Genomic DNA, 18,383 nt, shown 5'->3' with positions numbered 1-18,383 from the left:
ATTGCCGGCTCTTTGTTTATCTCTGCGTGGATTGTTTTTATGCGGCCGTAAGGGCCGGGGGATTCAGGCCAACGCCTGTGCCAACAGGTGGATCGGATGTTCACAGCGGAAGCTGGTGCTCATCTCGATCTGCCATTTGCAGGTCTCGCAGTCGGTGATCACCAGATCGGGGGAGAGGCGGTTGATTTGATCAAACAGCCCCTCGCCGATGGTCTGGCTGGTCTGGTAGTTTTCGGACTTGAAGCCGTAGGTGCCGGCGATGCCGCAGCACTGGGACTCCAGTACCGTTACCATGACCCCGGGAATGGCGCGCAGCAATTCGAGGGTGTAGATGACGCCCCCCATCTTCTCCATGTGGCAGGGGGTGTGGTAGGCGATGTGCAGATTGAGCGGCTTCATCGCCGGTTTGTTGCCCTTGTAAAACTCGTTCCACAGGAAGCGGGTCACCAGCGAGATGCGATCCCGCACCTTGTGGTTGTCCTGCTCCAGCAGGTGGGGATATTCATCGCGCAGGGTAAAGCCGCAGGTGGAGGAGGTGGCTAGCAGCGGCATCTCGTTGCCCAGCAGGGAGTTTTCCATCTGCTTGATATTGAAGGCCGCCTGCTGCTTGGCCTTGTCCATGAAGCCGTTGGCAATCAGCGGTACGCCGCAGCACTTCTCCCGCTCCAGCAACTGCACGCCGATGTTCATGGCGTTGAGCACCTGTACCAGCTCCTTGCCAAGCTGCGGGTGGTTGTAGTTGACGTAGCAGCCGTGGAAGTAGGCGATCTGCCGCGCAAAGCGGGCCTGAGATTCTTTTTGCTTCTTGTACCAGCCGCGGAAGGTGCCCTGGGAGTATTTGGGCAGATCGCGGTGGGATGAGACCCCCAGCGCCTTGTCCAGCACCAGCTTCATCGGCTTGAGGCCGGTGGTGAAGTTGACTACCGGGGCCATCAGGGTAGACATGCTGCCCATCAGATCGGTGTGGGAGAGCACGAACTCGCGGATCCCCGGTTTGAAACCGCTGTAATGATGCTTGGCCTTGGCAATGATGTCACCGATGCGCACCCCGCTCGGGCAGGCCACTTCACAGCGTTTGCAGTTGGTGCAGTGCTTGAGGGCGCTGTCAAACAGCTCCGGGCTCTTGATCCGCAGCCGTTCCCCATCCGGGCCCGCCTGTTTCGGGCCGGGGTAGGCGGGGTTGGCCTTGGCCACCGGGCAGTAGGCGGTACAGACAGTGCATTTGATGCACTGATCGAAAGTTTGGTTGGCATGATCCAGTAGCATGTCAGTTCTCCTCCCGGCGATGATGAAGACACGGGATATGGGACGTAGTAATCATTGGGCCGCGCCCAGAATATGGCCGGCAGCCTGCCAGCCGGTAGCAACCGCGACACCAGAACCAGACCCCTCCTTGATGGGGTCATAGTGCGCCAGCACGCTGCCAGCGCCGTAGAGGTTGGCGAGCGGCTTGCCACCGCGCAGCACTCTGAGCTTGTCGTCGGTCTTGACCCCGAATCCCATGAAAGGGTGGTGGTCAAACAGCCGACGACCGGCCCAGGCGTCCCGCTCCTCCAGACTCAGTACATCGGCATCGAAGATGGGCTCGCGAATGCCACGCAGACGGGACTCCAGCCCGCGGCTGAAGAAGCTGCCGGAGGCGAGCACAAAGTTGTCCGCTTCAAACAGCTGATCATCGCCATTCTGGGTATGTACGCCGACTACCCGGTCACCTTCGTAGCGGGCACCCAGCACCCGCTCGCTGGTGAGGAAGGTGCCGCCAAGGGCGATGAAGCGGCGTTTGAGGGCTTCCTGCATCCGCATCCCGATCAGTGATGGCGGCATGGTGGCCACCTCCTTGATGGTGCAGCCGGTACGCTGTTCCAGCTCCGCCAGACGCGGGCCAACCAGCCCCAGCGAAAGGCAGGCGGGCAGCACGATATGGCGGCAGCCGGGTACGCCGCTCTCCTGCACCATGCGGCTGATCTCGCGGGCCAAATCGGCCACCAGATGATGCTTGTCACACAGGCGCGCGATGTCGGCTGAGCGAAACTCGTGGGGATTGCGGCTGAATTCGGCCAGCTGGGGCAGGCGGATTTCGCCGGTCAGAATACGGCAGTGGGCAAAGCGCGGATGGGTCGCCAGATTGGCGGCCGCCAGTGCCGGATGAAAGTCGCGAAAGCCCTCGAGGGTGGCCAGCAGCAGCACGTCCGGGATCGGCGCATCGGTGACGCAAGCACAGGTATCGGGGGAGAGCCAGGTGCGCTTGAGGGTACCGATGGGAGTCAGGCGCTGGTGATTGGTGTCGTGGCGCACCAGCGGCAATCCCTGCTCGGCGCAGTGGCGCTGCAGATCGGCCAGACTCGCTTCGATATTTTGCATTCCTACTTTGCTGTAGGGGTGATCCGGATGGGCAGCCATAAAGGCGGGCAGGGCGGCGCGGGGATCTCCCTCGCTTTCGAGCAGATCGACCGAGCCGGAGGAGAAGTGCAGGGCACTCTGGCCGGAGGCCATCAGCAGGGTCTTCTGGCCTGCCTCCACCAGCCGCAGGGCAGCCGAGAGTCCCGCCATGCCACCGCCGATAACGATATTGTCAAACTTCATGACGGCTCTCCTTGTGAGTGGTCTCGCTGGTTGGGTCGCGTGGGGTATCGGCAACCAGCTGTGGCGTCGTCCATTCCCCCAGGCCAAACAGCCCTTCGTAGATCCAGTAGGTGAACTCGGCCTCGCGCAAGGCATCGCCCCACAGGACGGGGCGGGTTCCCTTGTAACGCTCCTCGAGGAACTGGCGCAGCATGACGCAGGCCTGGCGACCGTCGGCCTTGCCATACTCCTGCATCAGACCGGCGGCGCGGTAGGCGCACAGCTCGCCCTGACAGGGCCCCATCCCCAGACGGGTGCGGCGGCGCAGGTCGATGAGGTTGTCCACATCCAGCTCGCGCAGGGCGTATTCGATTTCGCCCGCGGTGACCATTTCGCACTCGCAGATCAGGGCGTTGGCTTTCGGATTGTCACGGAAGAAGGCGATGACCCGCTCGCCGTGGCGGTACTGGGCGGAGCCTTCGACCGGCACCGAGAGACCGGGAGCGGAGACCTTTTCCGGATCCCGCGAGCCGGGCAGGCTAAGTTCGGCGGTCTGGCAGGGTTTACTGTTGCCGAGTTTCTTGGCCAGCAGATCGGTGGCCCACTCGGCCATCAGGCGGTAGGTCATCAGCTTGCCGCCGGTGATGGTGTTGAAGCCCTTGAGGCCATCGCGCTCGGCGTGATCCAGCAGCACTATGCCGCGGCTGATATTGCGGCCGGTGTCGTCACCGTCCACCGCCACCAGCGGGCGAACGCCTGCGTAGGCGCGCAGCAGACGGGTGCGGGCCATGATGGGAGCGAGCTTGATACCTTCGCGCAGCAGCACCTCCACCTCTTCGGGCTCGACGGTGAGCTGGTCAATCTTGTTGTAATCGATGCGACTGGAGGTGGTACCGATGAGGGAGATGGTATCGCCCGGCACCAGAATGTCCGCATCCGCCGGTTTGCGGGCGCGGTTGAGCACCAGCTGGTTGATGCGGTAATCCATGATGAGCAGGGAGCCCTTGGCCGGGAACATGCGGATGCCGAGATCGGCGTATTCGCAAATTTGCTGGCCCCAGATGCCGGCGGCGTTGATCACCTCCTGACACTCCACCTCGAACGCTTCGCCGGTGCGGGTGTTGATCGCCTTGACCCCGTGTACCCGATCTTGCGTGCGCAGCAGTCCCAGCACCTTGCTGTGGGTGAAGATACGTGCGCCATGCTCTTTGGCGTCCAGCACGTTGGCGGCGGCGAGGCGGAACGGGTCGACCGTACCATCCGGCACATGGATGGCGCCGATCATCGCCGGGTTGGCGTTGGGCTCCATACGCAGGGCTTCACCGGGATCGAGCTGGCGGGTTTCGATACCGGCCAGGGCGCAGGCATCCATAAAGGTGGTTTGGAAATTGATGTCATCTTCCGGCAGGGTGAGGAAGAGGCCGCCCGTGTCCTCGACACAGTGGCTGGCAATCCGCTTGAGGATGCGGTTTTCCTGGATGCATTCGCGGGCGGACTCCTGATCCGTCACCGCGTAGCGGGCACCGGAGTGGAGCAGGCCGTGGTTGCGGCCGGTGGTGCCGGCGGCGATATCATCGCGCTCGAGCAGGATGCAGTCGATGCCGCGCAGTGCGCAATCGCGCATGATGCCGGCCCCTGTGGCACCGCCGCCTATGATGACGACTTGTGTAGTTATTCTTTTCATTGTTGCCCGTCTCATCTCTTCCAGATGAGGCCAGTGTGGCCTACTTCTGAGTGAAAATGTTTGATATGGGCCAAGTTTGCGCTCGCAAACGCTCATTTGCTCGCGCGTTAATGAGCATTATGTGACATTTGTCACGCTTGTTATCGCATCGGTTGATGGGCTGGTGGCGAATGGCAGACACAAAAAAGGGGCATCGGATGCCCCTTGTCACTGTTTGACGAGTCTGGTGGGTGTGTGATGCGTCAGCCGCAGCACTTCTTGTGCTTTTTGCCGCTGCCACATGGGCAGGGATCGTTGCGCCCCGCCTTGAGGGGAGCCGGATCCTGCTCTCCCTCGGTGTAGACCCAGCGCCCCTGATAACGCACGAAGCGAGAACGCTCATGGAGGCAGTGACGCTCATCCCCGTCCAGAAACCAGGCTTTGAACTCCACCATCCCGGTTTCATCCTCCGGGCCGCCCTGGCTGGCGATGATCTCGAGACCGTCCCAGCGGGTGTCGATGCGTGAAAGCTCTTCGGCGGTGAGGCCGCCAAGGTGGGCCGGGTGCCAGCTATGGACCAGATACTCCCCCAGACCGAGCACAAAAGCGCTGTAGCGCGAGCGCATCAGCTGCTCCGGGGTGTCAGCCACTGCGCCACTGTGACGTGAGCCACAGCACAATTCGAGAGAAAGGGTTGAGCCGCAAGGACAAAGATTCATGATTTTCACGTTTTGGCCGATTTGTTTAAGGGAATTGTAACGAAAGCTGGGCTCGCCCTGCCAGCACCTATACTGATGGGTAAGCAAGGAATTCCAATAAAAACAGCTGCAAGGATGTGAAAGATGACGCTAAAGCAGAAAATCCTGTTACTGGGTGCAGTACCCGTGCTGCTGATGGCCCTGGTGGTCAATCTCAGTAACTACATGGTCTCCAAGAGTGATCTGGAGTCTGATCTGGTGGTGGCGAGGGAAAATGCCATCAAGGAGCGTAAAGCGCTGCTCAGCAGTTACATCATGATGGCCAAAACCGCCGTCGATGCCGTGTATTCCCTGCCGGATTCTCCGGAAAATCGTCAAAAGGTCAAAGAGTTGCTCAGGCCGCTGCGTTACAGCAGTGACGGCTACTTCTTTGTCTATGACTTCGAGGGCAACACCATACTGCTGCCGGTGCGTACCGAGCTGGAGGGGAAAAACCGCTGGAACGACAAGGATGCTAAGGGCAAATTGCTGATCCAGGAGATCCTTAAATCGGCCCGTCAGGGGGATGGTTTTACCGAATACTGGACGGCCAAGCCCTCCATCGGTCGCGATGCTCCCAAACTGGCCTTTACTCTGGTGCTGGACAAATACCAGTGGGCCATTGGTACCGGTTTTTATATCGATGATATCGACAACGAGCTGGCGGCCTTGCGGGCAGAGCGCGAGAGCAACATGCATGCCTCGTTGCAGAGCAGTGTGCTGGTGATCCTGCTGATCCTCGGTATCACCCTGGTGGCAACCGTCATTGTGGGCAACCGGGTCACCAAGCCGTTGGCGGATGCGGTGCTGGCATTGAACGATATTGCCAACGGCGACGGGGATCTGACCCAGCGTCTCAAGGTGCAGAGTCAGGACGAGATTGGCCAGCTGGCCAGCGCCTTCAACCGCTTTGTCGAGCGGATCCAGTCGGTGGTGAGTCAGGTGGGCGAGACCAGCAATCACCTCTTCAGCGCGGTCGACAAGTTGCACCATCTTAGCGAGCACTATGACCATCAGATGCAGGGTCACAGTCGCGAGACCGATCAGGTGGTCACAGCGGTGACCGAAATGAGCTCCACCGCGCAGGAGGTGGCTGCCAGTGCCTCCAATGCCGCGACAGCAACCAGCGATGCGGCCCGTGAATCGGACGCCGCCCGAGGGGTGGTGAGCGGGGCCATCAACAGTATCAACCGGCTGGTGGGGGAGGTACATACCGCCTCCGGCGTTATCGAGCAATTGGCGCAAGAGACTGCCAAGATTGGCTCTGTGGTGGAGGTCATTCGCGGCATTGCCGAGCAGACCAACCTGCTGGCGCTGAACGCTGCCATCGAGGCGGCCCGCGCCGGTGAGCAGGGGCGCGGCTTTGCGGTGGTAGCGGACGAAGTGCGTTCGCTGGCCGGCCGTACCCAACAGAGCACCAAAGAGATCAACGAGATGCTGCAACGTCTGCAGGGTGGGGTGAAGCAGGCGGTGGAGGTGATGCAGGCGAGCGAGGATCGCAGCCAGGAGACGGTGCAGGAGGCGAGCCATATCGCCAGCTCCCTCGACAGCATGGTGATGGCGGTCAGTACCATCAACGACATGAACATCCAGATCGCCACCGCCGCCGAGGAGCAACACGCGGTCTCCGAGGAGATCAACAAGAACCTGGTGGCCATTCAGCAGATTGTCAGCGAGCTGACCAGCGCGGCGGTGGAATCCAACAGCACCACCCGCGATCTGGCCAGTACCGGCGACAAATTGCGCAAACTGGTATCGCAATTCCGTTATTGATCTTGCAATGGTCCGTGACGGCAACCACAAGATGCGGCCTGACCCCCGGTTCAGGCCGCACTTTATTTGGGGATTGACCAATAATGTGTGAAAATTGCCAGCCTCTTTTTTTCAGCCTTTGCCCCATACCCTATGAATGAGATCGTGAAAGGTAGTATCGATTTGATCCGGCAGCTCAACTACGGCCTGGTCTATGCCAGCCTGGAAGAGCACAAGGAGCTGTCGCGCACCGATCTCTCCCGCCTGACCGGCCTCTCGCCTGCCAGTATCACCAAGATCACCAGGGAACTGCTCGATGGGGGTCTGGTGGTCACCTGTGGTGAAAGTTCGGTGGGGCGCGGCCGTCGTCAGACTTTGCTGCGCATCAACGAGCGCCGCTTCCAGTTTCTCTCCATGCGCCTGGGGCGGGGCTATGTGGACATGGCGCTGTTTGACTTCTCCGGCCGCTCGCTGGCCCGCCAGCGCCACCTCTTTACCGAGGAGGAGCGCGCCGATCTGCTGGGCAGTCTGGTGCACGCCATCAAGGTGTTTTTGCCGAGAAAGTCCCTCAGTCTGGCCTGTATCGCCCTCTGCCTGCCGGGTCAGGTGGAGCGCCACTCCGGCATGGTCAAGCACTTCCCCTTCTACGATCTGCGCAACTGGCCCCTTGGCCCGACTCTGCAACAGGCGTTCTCGGTACCTGTGCTGGTGAGCGGTGACGTGCGCACCTGGATCCAGGCCGAGCGGGAGTGGGGGGCCGCCAAAAATTGCGCCGATGCGGTGCTGGTGTTTGTCCACAACGACATCGGGGTCGGTATGGTGGTCAATGGTCAGCTTATTGAGAGCGAGAATGCGCTGCTCGGGGATCTCAGCCACCTGCAGCTCGAACCCTATGGCCAGCGCTGCTACTGCGGCGGCTTTGGCTGCGCTTGTACCCTGGTGACCAATCAGGCGCTGGAGGCGCAATACCGGGATCTGCGCGAGCGGATGCAGGAGCACGACTTGCCCGAGAGCGTCACCATCCGCGAGCTGTGCGAGCTGGCGCTTGCAGGCAACAGCCTTTGTCAGGATATTCTCCATCAGGCGGCGGGTCGCCTCTCCAAGGTACTCTCCAATCTCATCTGCCTGCTCAATCCGGGTAAGCTGCTGCTGGGGGGGGAAATCACCCGTGCCGATCGGCTGCTGTTCCCCATGCTGCACCAGTCGCTGGCCAGCCAGTTGCCCGCCGAATATCTGGTGCGGCTGCAGATTGAATCCACCCACTTCTACGAAGATCCCACCAAGCCCACTTCGGTGCAGGTGCACAAGGCACTGCGCGATGGCAGCCTGTTGCTGGAGCTGCTGCGCAGCTGTCAGGAGTCGTAAGGCAAGAGGAGTTGGCTCTGTGTCTGGCGAAAGGGGCACGGATTGCTGTTCCGCCAGCCCGTAACTCGGTACAATCTTGCGCTTTTCCGGCAGTCCCCCTGTTATCGCGCCCTGTGGCGGCGTGACTTGTTGGCACCGCTGCCGTTCCTGTTTTGACTCCAGTTGTGAACCTAGATGAAGCCTGTTCCTGATCACGCCGTCAACCGCCTGCGGGCCTGGCGCAAGAGTATCTCTACCCGACCGTTTCTTGCCCGTGGCGGCACCCTGGCCCGCTGTCCGGCCTGTCAGCTGCGCGAGGACTGGTGTGCCTGCGAGTGGCGCCCCGAGCTCAAAGCGGAGGCCGGTTTCTGCCTGCTGATGTATGACAGCGAGCCGATGAAGCCCTCCAACACCGGTCGCCTGATCGCCGATGTGTTGCCGGATTCCACCTGGGCGTTTCTCTGGTCGCGCACCCAGCCCCATCCCGAGCTGCTGGCCCTGCTGGCCGATCCCGCCTGGCAGCCCTATGTAGTCTTTCCCGCTTGCGAGAAGGCGCCTGCCCGCCTGACCGGCGAGGTGACGTTGGCACCGGGTAAAAAACCGCTCTTTATCCTGCTTGATGGCACCTGGCCGGAGGCGCGCAAGATGTTCAACAAGAGCCCCTATCTGGACGGTTTTCCGGTGCTCGCCATCAAACCCGATACGCTCTCCACCTACGGCATGCGGGTGGCCAACTGCGATGAGCACCTCTGCACCGCCGAAGTGGCGGCCTGCGTGCTGGAAGTGGCGGGGGAGCTCAAGGCGGGTCAGGCACTGCAGCACTGGTTCAATCTGTTCAGCAGCCGCTACATGGCCGGTCGGGTCAGCCGTTTCCCCGGTGCCGATGAGGAGCATCTCCGTGAGGCGCTGGCGGCCATCAAGGAAGCGAACGTTGCTTCAACGGCTTGCTAACTGGCCTTCTGAGGGGGGGCCAGGGGCATGGCCGCTCAAATTAATGAAAATCAGGAATCAATTGGCTGCCACTGTTTCGTTAGATTCATGGTCAGTGGCCCGCTAGCATAGCGAACAGCCTGTGCCCCCCGCACAACGTCGTTTTGGTTATCTCCGGTTGCTACTTCGGGCAACCCACTCTCGTGAGGTCTATGGATGGAATTGGAACTGGTTACCCTGTTTGCCCTGTTCGGTGTGGCGCTTGTCGCCGGCTTTATCGATGCCATCGCCGGTGGCGGCGGCCTGTTGACAGTGCCTGCTCTGCTGGCGACCGGCATGCCGCCCGCGCTGGTGCTCGGTACCAACAAGCTGCAGAGCAGTTTTGGCTCCTTCTCCGCCACCTGGTTCTATGCCCGCAAGGGGCTGCTGGAGTGGGCCATGATCTGGCCTGCGGTGATCTGCACCTTTATCGGCGCCGCTGTGGGCACGCTGGCGGTACAGACAATAGACGCCGCCATTCTCGAGCGCCTGCTCCCTTTTCTGCTTATCGCCTTTGCCTGCTACTTCTTCTTCTCGCCGCGGGTAAGCGATGCCGAGAGCTCCCGCCGTCTGACTCCCATGCTGTTTGCGCTGCTGGTGGGGGGCGGTGTCGGCTTTTATGACGGCTTCTTCGGGCCGGGAACCGGTTCATTCTTTGCTATCGGTTTCGTGGCGCTGGCAGGCTTTGGCATGGCGCGGGCCACCGCCCATACCAAGCTGCTCAACTTCACCTCCAACATCGCCTCCCTGCTGTTCTTTGCTCTCGGTGGCAAGGTGGTGTGGAGTGTCGGCTTCTGCATGGCGCTGGGGCAATTCATCGGCGCCCGTTTTGGCTCCAAGATGGTGCTGAAAAAAGGGGTGAAGCTGATCAAGCCGCTGCTGGTGACCGTCTCCTTGCTGATGTCTGCCAAGCTGGTGTGGAGCCAGTATCCGGAGCTGTTTGCCTGGATCTGAGCCGCGGCGAGTGTGCGATAAATCGGATGTTTACGGGGCCCAAGGGCCCCGTTGTCACATCTGGTGTTTTACAGCGCTAGCTCGGCGTGTCGCTGCGGTGGCGAAAGTGTTGGTGCAGGGCGCTCACCAGCCGGGCAATGCGCTCGCGCTTGAGGCTGTTTAGCCGGTAGACCAGATGCAGGGGGCGGCCCAGTCCGGGCAGTGGACGCGCCATTTCTCCCTGCTCTTCCACCAGCCCCAGCAGGCCAGCGGGGAGAAGCACAGGGCCAATACCTGCCTTGGCGAGTTCGATGAGCGCCAGATAGGAGTCGAGCTCCATGGCGGGCTCCAGCCCCAAATCAGCCAGCGGTTCGCGCAGGTAGCGGTTGGAGGGGTTCTCCAGATCCATGGTGAGGATCTTGCGCCTGCTTTCTGCGCTGGCTGGCGGCAGGCTCTGCTGCGCCTCGCCCACCAGATAGAAGGGCTCCTCAAGCAGCAGATCGGCGCCTAGGCCATGGCCGGGAGGGAGCCGACCGGCGCAGATGCCGAGCAGGGCATCACCGCTGCGCACCCGCGCCAGAATGACCGGCGTGTGGTGGGTGGAGAGGGCAAGGTGGGGATCGCGCTCCAGATAGTCGCGCATAAAGTGGGCGAGATAACCCGCCAGCAGGGTTTCGGAGCAGGCGATGGGGAGGGGGCTCTGATCCGCCAGATCCTGGCTATCGGCAAGCACCCCCTTCATTTCGGCCAGACTCGGGGCAACTCGTTCCAGCAGCTCGTGGGCCTGCGGGGTGAGGCGGATCTGGCGCCCCTCCGGCTCGATCAACTTCTTGCCAAGGCGCTGCTCCAGCTGGGCAATCCGCTTGCTTACCGCCGACTGGCTGATATAGAGGCGACTGGCCACCTTGGCCATGGTTCCTTCACTTGCCAGCAGGCTCAGCGTCTCCAGCCCTTCCAGTAACATCTCGCCCCCTTGTTTATCGCCATCAGGATCGTCACAGATTGATCAGCGCTACCTTAGGGGCTGACTGGCTCAGGAGCAAGGGTCGTTTGCTGCCTTGGCCGGTCGAATGCGCCACTCGCTTAAGGGCGGCGCGAAGATCACCAGATTGCCGATGAGGCTGATCACCACTCCGGCCACCGAGACCGGCTGCCAGACAAAGCCTTCATAAAAGGTGGAGAGGGTAAGCGCCACCAGCGGAAAGAGCACGGTGGCGTAGGAGGCCTTGCTGGCCCCGATGCGCCCCACCAGCGTCAGGTAGGCGGTAAAAGCGATCACCGAGCCAAACAGGGCGAGGTAGACCATGGCCGCCAGATAGTGGCCATCGGTCGGCACCACCAGTTGCTGCCCGAGCAATGTGACCCAGCCCAGCAACAGCACCACGCCGTAAACCATGCCCCAGGGCACCAGTTGCAGTACGTGGTAGCCATGGCGCTGGCCCCGGGCCGAGACCAGATTGCCCAGCGAAAAGCAGAGGGTGCCGCCGCAGGCGAGCAGCAACCCCTTCCAGCCGTTTGCACCCAGTTGCGCATCCGCCAGCACCGGCCAGAACAGTAACAGGGTGCCAAAGAGCCCCAGCAAGGAGCCTTGCAACCAGCGCAGGGTGGGGCGCTTGCGCTCGAACAGCCAGAGGTTGAGGCCGTTGAAGATGCTGGCACTGGCGAAGATCACCGCCGACATGCCGCTCGGGATATAGCGTGTGGCGTGGTAGAAGCAGAGAAAGTTGGTGGAAAAGAGCAGGGCACCGAGCAGCGCCGCATAGCGCTGGCCATGCCACGGCAGGCGCGGAAAGCGGCCGCTGGCGGCGAGCAGTGCAAACAGTGCCACCGCCGCCAGCAGGAAGCGGTAGAGCACCGACACCTCGATGGGGATGGGGCCAAGTTGCCAGGCGATGGCAATCCAGGTGCTGCCCCAGATAAGCACGGTGGCAAGATAGAGCATCAGATTCATCACAGTTCCGGTGAGTCAGGGAGAGATGACCCACTATGGGGCGAGCCCTGATGGCTGGATTGCACCATCTTGCGGTTTTTCATCGCCCTGCGCTGTCATCTGCAGGCGCGGTCGGTAAGATGGATGGCAGCGGGATAACCCGTACACATAACCGGAACAGGCGGCAGGGGCGAATGAAAACAGCAGGGGTATTTGATGCACTGGTCAGCACCGGCGCCCGGCTGGAGGACGCCTGCTGGCTCGAACCCGGGCTTGGCGTCGCCAGTTGGCGCAACTGCTATGACCAGACCCGCTATCACAAGCCGGGCCACCACACCCTGAGCGTCTATCTGCAAGGAGGCGAGCAGACCGAGCGACTCGATGGGCCGGGTGGCCACGGCGGCACCGGCAAGGTGTGCATCATGCCGGATCACCACAGATCCGAGTGGCTGGTGCGCGAAGAGTTTCGCTTCTTTCATATCTACTTCACCCCGACTCACCTCACCCGTATCGCCGAGGAGGTGTGTGACAAGGAGGGGCGCCACCTGCAACTGGTGGACAAGACCTTTATCGACGATCCGCAGGCGGCCGGACTGGTGCAGCGCCAGTTGATGCAACTGCAGTGGCAGCACGGGGTCGATCGGCTGGCACTCTCCCACGGCGCCTGGATGTTGATCCTCCACGCCTATCGCCACCACACCGAGGAGGCTCCCGGTCTGCCGCCTCTGCGCGGCGGGCTGGCGCCCGTGGTGATCAAGCGGGTGCAGGAGTATCTGCAGGCCCATCTGGCCGATTCGGTCACGCTGGCAGAGCTGGCCCAGCAGGCGGGGCTGAGCGAGTATCACTTTGCCCGGATGTTTGGCCAGAGTCTCGGCTGCCCACCCCACCGCTATCTGCTGGGGCTGCGACTCAAACGGGCCAAGCAGTTGTTGGCTGGCCCCGAGCCGCTGGCCAGTATTGCCAGTCAGTGTGGCTTCTCTTCCCAGGCCCATTTCGGCAATCGTTTTCGCGAGGCGTTTGGTTTGACGCCGGGGCAGTGGCGGGCGCAATTGTCATCTTCTCGTCACAGATAACCCTGAGACTTTGGGCAAAAGAGGTGTACTCTCTACCACTTATCCATTGAAAGGAATGCCCATTGAATTATCGCAAACGTCAAATCCGTACCCGTCATCTCTGGTTCAGCCACTGGAATGCCCCGCAAGATCGCACCGCTGTTGTTACCCCTCCCGAACCTGCAGTGCCTCACAGTTCACGTTGAAAAAGCCCCGCCTGCGATAGGATTTTTCCGGTAACTTTGCCACTATTGCCCCATCACAATGATGTGGACATGGCTGGATGTTTCTGGAACGTATTGAAGTCAAAGGTTTTCGCGGTATAAATCGCCTGTCGCTCGGGCTGGATCAGACCACAGTGCTGATCGGTGAGAATACCTGGGGCAAATCGAGCCTGCTGCGCGCCCTCTGGTGTCTGCTGGGGCAGGATGCCGAGCCCTATCAGTTCACCGCCGAGGATTTTCACCAACCGGAAGATCCCGAATTGGCCCCGGCGCGCCACCTGCAACTGGTGCTCACTTTCAGTGAGCACAGACCCCAGATGTGTCAGCACTCCCGTCGGCTGGCCCGTCTTTGCCCCTCCTGGGTGCTGCACAAGGACAAATTCCACCGCATTCACTATCGCGCCAGCGCCGAGATGCAGGCGGATGGCTCTGTGCTCACCATTCACGACTTTCTCGACGGGGTAGGCAAGAGCTTGCCCATCGCCAATACCCACGAGCTTGTCTGCATGCTCATCACCATGAACCCGGTGTTCCGGTTGCGGGACGCCCGTACCGCTCGCAACGGGGTGGAGACATTGCAGTGGGGAGATCTCTCCGAGCATCGCCTGAGCGAGCTGGCGGACAAGCTGATCGACGAACCCCAGCGGATCGGCGAACCGGAGCTCAAAGAGGCGTTGCAGGCGGTGCGCCAGCTGATGGATCACTACTTCAACGCTCTGGCCCCCATCAAGAACAAGCCGCGCAGTCAGCGCGACATCATCAATCGCCCCATGACATTGCGCAATCCTGGCAACCTGCATACCCTGCTGCGCCGCGCCGATAACCGCGCGCTGCAGCTGGCGATGGCGGGGATGGCGGCTACCCTGCTGCAAGCGCGTGGCAACCGCGAGCTGGAGGAGGGGGCCCGTCCCATCATGATCCTGGAGGATCCTGAGAGCCGGCTGCATCCGACCATGCTGGCGCTGGCGTGGGGGCTGCTGGAACAATTGCCGGGCCAGAAGCTGCTCACCACCAACTCGGGGGACTTGCTCTCCTCCCTGCCACTCAATCAGGTGCGGCGGCTGGTACGCCGTCAGCAGGATATCCTCTGTCACCAGCTGGGGGGCGAGCGTTACAGCAGCGACGATCTGCGCAAGATCGCCTTCCACGTGCGGATCAACCGCCCCATGTCGCTGTTTGCCCGTTGCTGGCTGCTGGTGGAGGGGGAGACCGAGATCTGGCTGCTCTCCGAGCTGGCGCAGATCTGCGGTTACAGTCTGCGGGCCGAAGGGGTGCGGATCATCGAGTTTGCCCAGTGCGGCCAGTCGCCGCTCATCAAGGTGGCGCGGGATTTTGGCATCGAGTGGCACCTGTTGACCGATGGCGACGAGGCGGGGCTCAAGTATGCCACCTCGGCCCGGGGCCAGCTCAAGGGAGAGCGGGAACGGGACCGACTGACCCAGCTCCCTGCCGCCGACATCGAGCACTACCTCTATCACAACGGTTTTGAAGCTGTGTTTCGCCGCGAGGCGGGGGTGGGCGGGCGCGCCATGTGGAGCGCCAGTCACATCATCAACAAGGCGATCCATCACCGCAGCAAGCCGGGAATGGCGCTGGCGGTGGTGGAAGAGGCGGAGCGGCTCGGCGCCGAGCATATTCCGCCGGTGATCCGCCAGATGTTTGCCCGGGTGGTGGCGCTGGCCCGCGGTCAGGGCTAACGCCAGCGCTGCATCCCGTCACTATGGATATGGCTGCCAGCAGTGCGCCCCTCAAGGTGGGCTCTGCTGGCAGCAAATTGCCCCGGATTGTTTGCCCACGATTGTTTGTCACGATTGGGGATAGCCCTCGGTTTGGGTATACTCGCCCCTCTCTGGCGCCCCGGTGGCGCACCTCGAATCTTTACTGCTGGAGGCATCGTGTTCGTCCAACTCCCTTTTTGGCTCTTTCCCCTTACCGGATTGATGGCGCTTGGCGCCCTGATCTCCCTCGGTATCGTGCTGTGGCGCGGTGATATCTGCCCTGGCCAGCGCTCGCGCATCAGTCAGCAGCTCTTCTCCATCTGGGTTATTACCGCGCTCTCTCTGATGTTGGCGGTAGAGGCCAAGGTGGCCAGCTGGCTCATCTGGAGTGGTGGGGCCGCACTGGTGCTCGGGGTTGGCTTGTCGCTGGCCCAGTCACGGCTGGAGGGCAAGCGTTCAGTCCCCTCGACACTGCTCTGGCTACCGGCGTTGCCGCTCGCTCTCTATGGCATCGGGCTGCTGCAACTGCAGGGCTGGGTGAGCGGTCTGCTGCAGATGGCGATGCTGGGGGCGGCCTTTGCCCACCTGATGCTGCTGCGGGCCCGTCATCGTCTCAAGGCATTCAATACCCTGTTGCCGCTGGCCGGTCTGGTGGGGGCGATGGCCAGCCTTGTCTGGCTGGCAGTGCTGGTGGGCTGGCAAGGGGGTGAGGCCAATCTCGATGCCCTGATCCCGGCGGTGGTGACCCAGGCAGCGCTGCTGGTGGCCTCTCTGCTGCTCTGGTTCAGCCCGCTCTATTTGCAGCGTGATACCGCGCCAGTGGTGGTCTCCACCTCCCTGTGTGGCCTGCTGATCGCCCAGATTGCCGCTACCAGTGTGTTGCACCAACTGATCTGACACTGGCGCTGAAAAGAGAAAGCCCCGAGCCAACACTCGGGGCTTTTGCATATCTGGCTTGCAGGAATCGCAACTATCAATTCACAGCAATCAATTAGCAGCTATCGATCAATAGAAATCGTCTGCCCCGCAGATAAAGAGGCAACTGCTGCGCGGCTGGGCGAGATACTCCCGGGTCAATCCCTCCAGCGGCATGCCGAAGGTGCAGATATCTTGCGGCGAGGGGAGGGCGGTATCGAGGATCCGCCGCCAGTAGCCGCCGACCCCCTTGGGGGGGCTCGGCAGGTTGAAGGTGAGGGGCTCCCAGTAGGCGTTGAACAGCACATAGAGCGCCAGCTTGGTCTCGCTCGACAGCGCCGACATGGCGATGGCGTGGGAGTGGGGGCTGAAATCCGGTTGCCCGGCGTTTACCCCATGCCAGCAGATCTCGCTGTGGCGCAGGATCTCGGTCAGTGACAGCGGCATGCTCTCCTGTTCCGGGCGCTGAAACAGGTGTTTGCGGTACTGGATCAGCTCCTTCATAAAGCGGAACATCTCCTGACTGCGGGCATTGGGCAGCCAGTTCATCCAGCAGGTGGCATTGTCCTGGCAGTAGCCGTTGTTGTTGCCCCGCTGGGTGCGCAGCAGCTCGTCTCCCATTAGCAGCATGGGGGATCCCACCGAGAGCAGGGTCGCTACCATCATGTTTTTGGCCTGGCGCATCCGCAGGGCGTTGATCTGGGGATCTTCCGTTACCCCTTCATGGCCGTGGTTCCAGCTGAAGTTGTGATCGCAGCCGTCACGGTTCTCCTCCCCGTTGGCCTCGTTGTGCTTGCTGTTGTAACTGGCCCAGTCCCACAGGGTAAAACCGTCGTGGCAGGTAACGAAGTTGATGCTTTTCTCGGGATCGGCGTGGTGATAGTGGTAGATGTCGGGACTGCCGCAGAGCCGTTCGACAAAGGCGGTGACGCTGTTGTCATCCCCGCGCAGAAAGCGGCGCACATCATCCCGGAACTGGCCGTTCCACTCACGCCAGCGGGCGCCGGCCAGTGACCCTACCTGATAGAGCCCCCCCGCGTCCCAGGCTTCGGCAATCAGCTTGATGTCGGCGATGTTGGGGTCGGTATCTATAGTGCGCAGGGTCGGCGCATTGGCCTGCGGCTGACCCGACTCGTCCCGCGACAGAATGGCCGCCAGATCGAAGCGGAAGCCATCGACGTGCATCTCCTGACGCCAGAAGTGGAGGCTGTCCATGATCATCCGCAGCACCACCGGATGGGCGCCGTTGAAGGTGTTGCCGCAGCCCGAATAGTTGGTGTCCTTCTGGTTGTTGTCGAGGATGTAGTAGGCCTCGTTGTCGATGCCGCGAAACGAGAAGGTGGGGCCATCATCACCCCCCTCGGCGGTGTGGTTGTAAACCACGTCCAAGATCACCTCGATATTGGCCTTGTGCAGCGCCTTGACCATGTCGCGAAATTCGGTCAGCGGATCATCGCCACAGGCGTATTGGGCGTGGGGGGCGAAAAAGGACATGGGGCTGTAACCCCAGTAGTTGGAGAGTCCTTTGGGCGCATCCTGAGGATCGAACTGGAACACCGGCAGCAGCTCGATGGCGGTGACACCGAGAGATTGCAGATAGGGGATCTTCTCAATCAGCCCAAGATAGGTGCCACGCAGCGCCGGATCGACCCCGGAGCTCGGGGACTTGGTAAAGCCCCCCAGATGCAGCTCGTAGATCACCGAGCGGGAGAGGGAGTGAGCGGGCAGTTTGTCTCCTTCCCAGTCGTAGTGGCGAGTATCGACCACCTTGTTCTTGGCACAACAAGCCAGATTGCTGCCTGGACGGGCCGCCGCCCATCGATCGTAATTGGCGCCAAGCTCGATGCTGCGGCCGTAAGGGTCGAGCAACACCTTCTCGGCATCGAAGCGGGTGCCGCCATATGGGCGCCACGGGCCCTGAATGCGATAGGCGTAACGCTGCCCGACCGAGATCCCCTCCACATGGATATGCCAGTAGTAGGCGGTGCGGTTTAGGCGCGGGGAGAGGGGGATCACCTCGGGGGTCGCATCGTCTGCGCTTGCGAAGAGCAGTAGTTCGACCCGGCTGGCGAGGCGTGCCCAGATCGCGAAGTTGACGCCGTGACTGTCGGGTGTGGCCCCCAACTGACGGCAGTGACCGGCGGAGATGCGCATATTCTACCTACCCAAAATGAGGAGTGTTCACCTTATTGAGTGTAGTGCCGGATGCCTGGCAAGGACTCGATTGCCTGAAAAAACAGCATGATGCTGCTAATGACCGCACTATTTGTCCGATTAATCTACGAATAAACTTTTTTTGAGATATTTACTTGCAATCTGTGCGCTGGCGCCTATTATTGGCGACCTCAGACGCGGGGTGGAGCAGCCCGGTAGCTCGTCGGGCTCATAACCCGAAGGTCGTCAGTTCAAATCTGGCCCCCGCAACCATCTGAGATCCTGACCAGTCAAGCCGGTGTAACCGGTTGGTGGGAAAAGAGAAATCGAACTGGCTACTGCTCGGCCACTTCGAGAAAAAAATTCGGACGCGGGGTGGAGCAGCCCGGTAGCTCGTCGGGCTCATAACCCGAAGGTCGTCGGTTCAAAT

Annotated in this window: 14 protein-coding genes and 1 tRNA gene; 8 read left to right on the top strand and 7 right to left on the bottom strand. The window is 61.4% G+C overall.

The features are described from left to right. Window positions 1–63: 63 nt before the first annotated feature. The 4 genes from glpC to L972_RS16080 all read right to left on the bottom strand — a co-directional run bounded on the left by glpC (window position 64) and on the right by L972_RS16080 (window position 4,944). Window positions 64–1,266 (bottom strand): anaerobic glycerol-3-phosphate dehydrogenase subunit GlpC, encoded by a 1,203-nt coding sequence (glpC, locus tag L972_RS16095; protein WP_047439512.1) that lies wholly within the window; start codon window positions 1,264–1,266, stop codon window positions 64–66. A gap of 51 nt (window positions 1,267–1,317) precedes the next feature. Next, on the bottom strand, window positions 1,318–2,583 hold the full coding sequence (gene glpB / locus L972_RS16090; protein ID WP_047439510.1) for a glycerol-3-phosphate dehydrogenase subunit GlpB: 1,266 nt from the start codon (window positions 2,581–2,583) through the stop codon (window positions 1,318–1,320). After that, window positions 2,573–4,246, bottom strand: coding sequence for an anaerobic glycerol-3-phosphate dehydrogenase subunit A (glpA, locus tag L972_RS16085; protein WP_047439508.1), 1,674 nt, complete (start codon window positions 4,244–4,246; stop codon window positions 2,573–2,575). The genes glpB and glpA overlap by 11 nt, the downstream gene beginning before the upstream one ends. Window positions 4,247–4,488: 242 nt before the next feature. Further along, window positions 4,489–4,944, bottom strand: a complete 456-nt coding sequence (locus L972_RS16080) for a YchJ family protein (protein ID WP_081990741.1) — start codon at window positions 4,942–4,944, stop codon at window positions 4,489–4,491. A gap of 123 nt (window positions 4,945–5,067) precedes the next feature. Here L972_RS16080 and L972_RS16075 point away from each other — a divergent pair, with 123 nt between their 5' ends. The 4 genes from L972_RS16075 (at window position 5,068) to L972_RS16060 (ending at window position 9,981) form a co-directional block, all read left to right on the top strand. Further along, window positions 5,068–6,735 (top strand): methyl-accepting chemotaxis protein, encoded by a 1,668-nt coding sequence (locus L972_RS16075; RefSeq protein ID WP_047439503.1) that lies wholly within the window; start codon window positions 5,068–5,070, stop codon window positions 6,733–6,735. A gap of 132 nt (window positions 6,736–6,867) precedes the next feature. Further along, complete coding sequence (locus L972_RS16070) at window positions 6,868–8,079, top strand: ROK family transcriptional regulator (RefSeq protein ID WP_005333476.1); 1,212 nt, start codon at window positions 6,868–6,870, stop codon at window positions 8,077–8,079. 174 nt (window positions 8,080–8,253) lie between these two features. Then, entirely contained in the window at window positions 8,254–9,009 is a 756-nt protein-coding gene (locus L972_RS16065; RefSeq protein ID WP_047439502.1) for a tRNA-uridine aminocarboxypropyltransferase, read from the top strand. Window positions 9,010–9,204: 195 nt separating this feature from the next. After that, window positions 9,205–9,981, top strand: coding sequence for a TSUP family transporter (locus L972_RS16060; protein ID WP_047439500.1), 777 nt, complete (start codon window positions 9,205–9,207; stop codon window positions 9,979–9,981). 76 nt (window positions 9,982–10,057) lie between these two features. On the opposite strand, the gene L972_RS16055 is transcribed toward L972_RS16060, so the two are convergent. Both L972_RS16055 and L972_RS16050 read right to left on the bottom strand, forming a co-directional pair. Further along, entirely contained in the window at window positions 10,058–10,924 is an 867-nt protein-coding gene (locus L972_RS16055; protein WP_047439498.1) for a LysR family transcriptional regulator, read from the bottom strand. 69 nt (window positions 10,925–10,993) lie between these two features. Next, the gene (locus L972_RS16050) at window positions 10,994–11,911 is read right to left on the bottom strand and encodes a DMT family transporter (RefSeq protein WP_047439496.1); all 918 of its coding nucleotides are present in this window, start codon (window positions 11,909–11,911) and stop codon (window positions 10,994–10,996) included. A 173-nt stretch (window positions 11,912–12,084) separates the two neighbouring features. Here L972_RS16050 and L972_RS16045 point away from each other — a divergent pair, with 173 nt between their 5' ends. The 3 genes from L972_RS16045 to L972_RS16035 all read left to right on the top strand — a co-directional run bounded on the left by L972_RS16045 (window position 12,085) and on the right by L972_RS16035 (window position 15,781). Continuing rightward, window positions 12,085–12,963, top strand: coding sequence for a helix-turn-helix domain-containing protein (locus L972_RS16045; RefSeq protein ID WP_047439494.1), 879 nt, complete (start codon window positions 12,085–12,087; stop codon window positions 12,961–12,963). A 262-nt stretch (window positions 12,964–13,225) separates the two neighbouring features. After that, entirely contained in the window at window positions 13,226–14,863 is a 1,638-nt protein-coding gene (locus tag L972_RS16040; protein WP_047439493.1) for an ATP-dependent endonuclease, read from the top strand. 198 nt (window positions 14,864–15,061) lie between these two features. Further along, entirely contained in the window at window positions 15,062–15,781 is a 720-nt protein-coding gene (locus L972_RS16035; RefSeq protein ID WP_047439491.1) for a hypothetical protein, read from the top strand. Window positions 15,782–15,889: 108 nt separating this feature from the next. Here the strand turns inward: L972_RS16035 and glgX are convergent, their stop codons facing one another. Continuing rightward, a complete protein-coding gene (glgX, locus tag L972_RS16030; RefSeq protein WP_047439489.1) occupies window positions 15,890–17,953 on the bottom strand; it encodes a glycogen debranching protein GlgX in 2,064 nt (687 codons plus the stop codon). Between the two features lie 196 nt (window positions 17,954–18,149). Between glgX and L972_RS16025 the strand changes: the two genes are divergently transcribed. Next, window positions 18,150–18,226 (top strand) — tRNA-Met (locus L972_RS16025). Window positions 18,227–18,383: the final 157 nt, after the last annotated feature.

The sequence above is a fragment of the Aeromonas sp. ZOR0001 genome (assembly GCF_000801015.1).
In the GTDB taxonomy this organism is placed as follows: Bacteria; Pseudomonadota; Gammaproteobacteria; order Enterobacterales; family Aeromonadaceae; genus Aeromonas; species Aeromonas veronii.
Note: the sequence above shows the minus strand (reverse complement) of the source record. Positions and strands in the feature narration are given on the sequence as shown.

Bases quoted from the DNA above. Each gene is read 5' to 3' on its own strand.
- glpC (WP_047439512.1), bottom strand. From the start codon at position 1,266: ATGCTACTGGATCATGCCAACCAAACTTTCGATCAGTGCATCAAATGC.
- glpB (WP_047439510.1), bottom strand. From the start codon at position 2,583: ATGAAGTTTGACAATATCGTTATCGGCGGTGGCATGGCGGGACTCTCG.
- glpA (WP_047439508.1), bottom strand. From the start codon at position 4,246: ATGAAAAGAATAACTACACAAGTCGTCATCATAGGCGGCGGTGCCACA.
- L972_RS16080 (WP_081990741.1), bottom strand. From the start codon at position 4,944: ATGAATCTTTGTCCTTGCGGCTCAACCCTTTCTCTCGAATTGTGCTGT.
- L972_RS16075 (WP_047439503.1), top strand. From the start codon at position 5,068: ATGACGCTAAAGCAGAAAATCCTGTTACTGGGTGCAGTACCCGTGCTG.
- L972_RS16070 (WP_005333476.1), top strand. From the start codon at position 6,868: ATGAATGAGATCGTGAAAGGTAGTATCGATTTGATCCGGCAGCTCAAC.
- L972_RS16065 (WP_047439502.1), top strand. From the start codon at position 8,254: ATGAAGCCTGTTCCTGATCACGCCGTCAACCGCCTGCGGGCCTGGCGC.
- L972_RS16060 (WP_047439500.1), top strand. From the start codon at position 9,205: ATGGAATTGGAACTGGTTACCCTGTTTGCCCTGTTCGGTGTGGCGCTT.
- L972_RS16055 (WP_047439498.1), bottom strand. From the start codon at position 10,924: ATGTTACTGGAAGGGCTGGAGACGCTGAGCCTGCTGGCAAGTGAAGGA.
- L972_RS16050 (WP_047439496.1), bottom strand. From the start codon at position 11,911: ATGAATCTGATGCTCTATCTTGCCACCGTGCTTATCTGGGGCAGCACC.
- L972_RS16045 (WP_047439494.1), top strand. From the start codon at position 12,085: ATGAAAACAGCAGGGGTATTTGATGCACTGGTCAGCACCGGCGCCCGG.
- L972_RS16040 (WP_047439493.1), top strand. From the start codon at position 13,226: ATGTTTCTGGAACGTATTGAAGTCAAAGGTTTTCGCGGTATAAATCGC.
- glgX (WP_047439489.1), bottom strand. From the start codon at position 17,953: ATGCGCATCTCCGCCGGTCACTGCCGTCAGTTGGGGGCCACACCCGAC.